4 protein-coding genes are annotated in these 4,108 nt (G+C 69.3%); 1 reads left to right on the top strand and 3 read right to left on the bottom strand.

Going from position 1 to position 4,108, the window contains the following annotated elements; genetic code table 11:
- From G3N96_RS37600 to G3N96_RS37590, 3 genes are all read right to left on the bottom strand, one after another.
- Nucleotides 1–221: ATP-binding cassette domain-containing protein (locus tag G3N96_RS37600; protein WP_206140373.1), on the bottom strand; the 221-nt coding region annotated here is incomplete at its 3' end.
- Between the two features lie 11 nt (nt 222–232).
- Complete coding sequence (locus tag G3N96_RS37595; protein ID WP_206140372.1) at nt 233–2,044, bottom strand: ABC transporter permease; 1,812 nt, start codon at nt 2,042–2,044, stop codon at nt 233–235.
- A 40-nt stretch (nt 2,045–2,084) separates the two neighbouring features.
- Nucleotides 2,085–3,287 (bottom strand): ABC transporter substrate-binding protein, encoded by a 1,203-nt coding sequence (locus G3N96_RS37590; protein ID WP_206140371.1) that lies wholly within the window; start codon nt 3,285–3,287, stop codon nt 2,085–2,087.
- 355 nt (nt 3,288–3,642) lie between these two features.
- Here G3N96_RS37590 and G3N96_RS37585 point away from each other — a divergent pair.
- The coding region (locus G3N96_RS37585) for a LysR family transcriptional regulator (RefSeq protein WP_206140370.1) at nt 3,643–4,108 on the top strand (466 nt) is incomplete at its 3' end.

Below are 4,108 nucleotides of genomic sequence, written 5' to 3'. Positions count from 1 at the left end.
GTGCCCGTGATGTCGCGGCCGTCGAACGTCACGCGGCCGGCATCGGGCCGGTCGGCGCCCGCGATCAGGTTGAACAGCGTCGACTTGCCCGCGCCGTTCGGCCCGATCACGCTCAGCAGTTCGCCATCGGCGAGTGACAGGCTCGCGCCGTCGAGCGCGGTCACGCCGTCGAAGCGGCGCGTCAGGCCCTGCACGTCGAGCAAGGGTCGGTTGGTGGTCATCGCATTCCTCCTCACACCGTGCCGAGCAGGCCCTGCGGCCGGAACCGGACGAGCAGCAACAGCACGAGGCCGTAGATCAGCATCCGGTAGTCGGCCGCCCAGCGGAACAGCTCGGGCAGCCCGATCAGCGCGATCGCGCCGACGATGCCGCCGAGCACGTTGCCGAGCCCGCCGAGAATCACCATCGTCAACGCGAGGATCGACACCTGCGAATCGAAGGTCTGGTGGTTGATGTAGCTGTACAGGTGCGCGGCGATCCCGCCGCTCACGCCGGCCGCGACGCCGCCGACCGCGAACGCGATCGCCTTGTAGCGGTTCGGTGCGATGCCGTGCGCACGCGCGGCGACGTCGTCCTCGCGCACCGCGCGCAGCGTGCGGCCGAGATGCGAGCGCAGCAGCCGCACCTGCACGAGCGCGAACACGACAAGCACCGCGAACGTGAACCAGTACGCGGCACGCGCGGTCGTCGCCCACGGCAGCGGCGCGATGCCCGTGATGCCGAGCGGGCCGCGCGTGAGGCCGTCCCAGTTCAGGATCACGAGGCTCACCACTTCGCCGATGCCGAGCGTCGCGATCGACACGTAATGCCCGCGCAGCCGGAACGCCGGATAGACGAGCAGCGTGCCGAACACGGCGGTGATCACGCCCGCGCACGGAATCGTCACGGCCGGCGACCAGCCGAGATCCGACGACAGCAGCGCCGACGCATACGCGCCGATCACCAGCAGCGCCGCGTGGCCGAGCGAGATCTGCCCGACCGTGCCCGCCACCAGCGTGAGGCTCAGCGCGAGCAGCCCGTACAGCCACGCGTTGGTCAATGTCTGCAGCACGTACGGCGACGCGCCGAGCCACGGCAGCACGGCCGCCGCCACGATCAGCACGACGAGTACCGGACGCGGCACGCGCACGGCCTTCGCGGCCGCGAGGAAGGTGCCCGTCATCGGCTCGGGCGGCAGCGCGCGGTTCGCGCTGAACAGCCCGTTCGGCCGCCACACGAGGAACACGATCAACAGCCCGAACGCGAACAGGTCGCGATAGCTGGTGCCGAACAGCGCGACGCCGTAGCTTTCGACGAGACCGAGCAGCAGGCTGCCGGCGATCGCGCCCGGCACGTTGCCGAGCCCGCCGATCAGCAGCGCGACCACGCCCTTCAGCGTGGCCTGGAAACCCATCGCCGGATCGATGCTGTTGTAGTACATGCCGACCAGCAGCCCGCTCACGCCGCCGAGCGCGCACGCGATCGCGAACACGGTCTGGTTCACGCGGTCGACGTCGACGCCCATCTGCAGCGCCGCGTCGCGATCCTGCGCGGTCGCACGCACGGCCCAGCCGAGCCGCGTGAAGCGCAGGAAGCCGTACAGCAGCGCGGCCGCCGCGATACCGATGCCCGCGATCAACAGGTCGAGCGAGCCGAGCGTCGCACCGGCGATCCGCAGATGCCAGTCGGGCAGCGGCGTCGGCACCGCGCGCGGGTCGGCGCCGAACACGAGCTGCGCGAACTGGTCGAGGATGAAGCTGATGCCGATCGTCGCGAGCAGCGGCGCGATGCGTGCCGCGTGGCGCAGCGGCCGCAACCCGATCCGCTCGATCGCGATGCCGAGCGCACCGCAACCGACGACGACCGCCGCCAGCGCCGCCGGCAGCGGCAACCCGAGGCGCGTCAGGCACAGCCAGCCGATGAACGCGCCGACCATGTAGACCGAGCCGTGCGCGAAGTTGATCAGGTGCGACACGCCGAAGATCAGCGCGAGCCCGACCGCGAGCAGCGCGTAGATGTTGCCGACGATGAGGCCGTTGAGCGTGTAGTCGAGCCAGGAAGCCATCACGATGCGTCCGTTACGTGCATGCTGTTCAGCGCCGGGTTCAACGCGCGGCGAGCTGCGGTTTCGCGCCGTCCCACAGCGCCCACTGCCCCTGCTTCACGACCAGATACACGGTGCGTGCGCCCGCGACGCGGCGCGTCTGCGGATCGAAGCGCACCTTGCCGAAAATCACGCTCGGCACGTCGCTGATTTTCGCGAAGCCGTCGTGCGCGGCCTGGCGCGTCGTGCCGTAGCGGCGCAGCACCTCGGCCGACAGGATTAGCGCATCGTATGCACGCGCGACGAACGAATCGGGATCGGCGTGGAATTTCGCGCGATAGCGCTGCACGAACGCCTGCACCTCGGGGCGCGGCTCGGCCGGGAAGAAGTTCGATTCCGTATAGACGCCGTCGACGGCCGCGCCGCCCAGCTCGAGGAACTTCGGCGAGTACACCGAACCGACCGCCGCGATCGGCAGCGTGAGCCCCGACGTACGCGCCTGGCGCACGATCTGCGCACCGTCGGCGTAGTACGAGATCAGCACGATCGAATCGGGCTTCGATTCGCCGATGCGCACGAGCGTCGAGCGGAAATCCTTCTCCGCCGGCTGATAGCCTTCGGCCGCGACGACCTGCGCGCCGAGCCCGGCCACCGCCTTCGCGAAGATGTCCTTGCTGGTGCGGCCCCAGTCGGTGTTCAGGTACAGCACCGCGATCCGCTTGAAGCCGAGCTCCTTCACCGCGTAGCGCGCGAGCAGCGGCTGCTCCTCGGCCTGGCTCAGCGCGGTGCTCCACAGATAGTCGCCGCCCTTCGTGAAGTCCGGATGCGAGTTCGTGAAGCCGAACTGGATCAGTTGCCCGCGCTGGTAGATCGGCGACGCGGCCATCGACGTCGCGCTGGAGAAGTCGCCCAGCTCGATCGCGATGCGCGGATCGGCGACGAACTTCTGCGCGATCGCCACCGCCTGGCGCGGGTCGCTGCGGCTGTCCTGGAAGTCGACCGCGAGCGGCCGGCCGTGAATGCCGCCGCTGCCGTTGATCTCGTCGAGCGCGAGATCGAAGCCGCGCTTCCATTGTTCGCCGTACTGCGCATCCTGCCCCGTCAGCGGCCCGCTCACGCCGATCACCACCGGCTCGCCCGCCACGCCCGCCACGCCCGCCGCGAGCGCGCCGCCCGTCGACAGGCCCCATGCGGCAGCGAGCGCCGCCACCGTGCCCAGCACGCGCCGCCATGCGCCGCGTGCGTCGTTCCCCGAAACGTTCATGCGTCCCCCAGCTTCAGTCGGTCGAAAAGAGTGAGGGCATGTAACCACCCGGTTCAGGACGATCCAACGAAGTTTTGCGCATATCGATATCGTGCGCGGCGCGAAGGGGGTGAGGCACGCGAACGACCCTCCGCACAGCCCGTATCGCGCGATGTATCCGCATGCAGCGCATCACCTTGATTCGATTGGCGTTTCGCTCGCGGCGCCGATCGCAACCCACGTTCAAGCACGCGTAATCGTCTATCGCAACGATCGGGCGCTTCGCAGTTTTCACGCTGTCGATAGCAAAAATCATTATATGAATCGCGCATGCTCACACTTCTACAATGCGCAAATCGCATCATCGGAAGGTGTCATGGAGCTGCATCAACTCGAAGCCTTTTCCGCGGTCATGTCGGCCGGCAGCGTGACCGGCGCGGGCGAACTGCTCGGCCGTTCGCAGCCGGCCGTCACGCGGCAGATCCAGGAGCTCGAAGCCGACCTCGGCTACGCGCTGTTCGACCGGCACGGCCCGCGCGTCACGCCGACGCGGCGCGCGTTCCTGCTCTACGAGGAAGTCGAACGCTCGCTAGTCGGCCTGCGCGCGATCGAGGCGCGCGCCCGCGCGCTCGGCGATGAAAGCGCCGAGCCCGTGCGCATCGCGGCGACCCCGTCGCTTGCGGCCACGCTCGTGCCGGCCGCGCTCGCCGCGCTGCCCGACGGCGTGCAGGCGCCCCACTACCAGTTGCGCAGCGAATCGGCCGAGCATGTCGTGCACGAGGTGCTGGCCGGCACGGCCGATGTCGGCGTCGTCACGCTGCCGATGGCGCACGCGGGGCTCG

The sequence above is a fragment of the Burkholderia sp. Se-20373 genome, assembly GCF_017104705.1.
In the GTDB taxonomy this organism is placed as follows: Bacteria; Pseudomonadota; Gammaproteobacteria; order Burkholderiales; family Burkholderiaceae; genus Burkholderia.
The sequence above is the reverse complement of the archived record's forward strand: the minus strand, read 5'-3'. Positions and strand labels throughout refer to the sequence as shown.

What these genes read in the sequence shown, in the direction of transcription:
- G3N96_RS37595 (WP_206140372.1), bottom strand. Translation starts at nt 2,044, where the DNA reads ATGGCTTCCTGGCTCGACTACACGCTCAACGGCCTCATCGTCGGCAAC.
- G3N96_RS37590 (WP_206140371.1), bottom strand. Translation starts at nt 3,287, where the DNA reads ATGAACGTTTCGGGGAACGACGCACGCGGCGCATGGCGGCGCGTGCTG.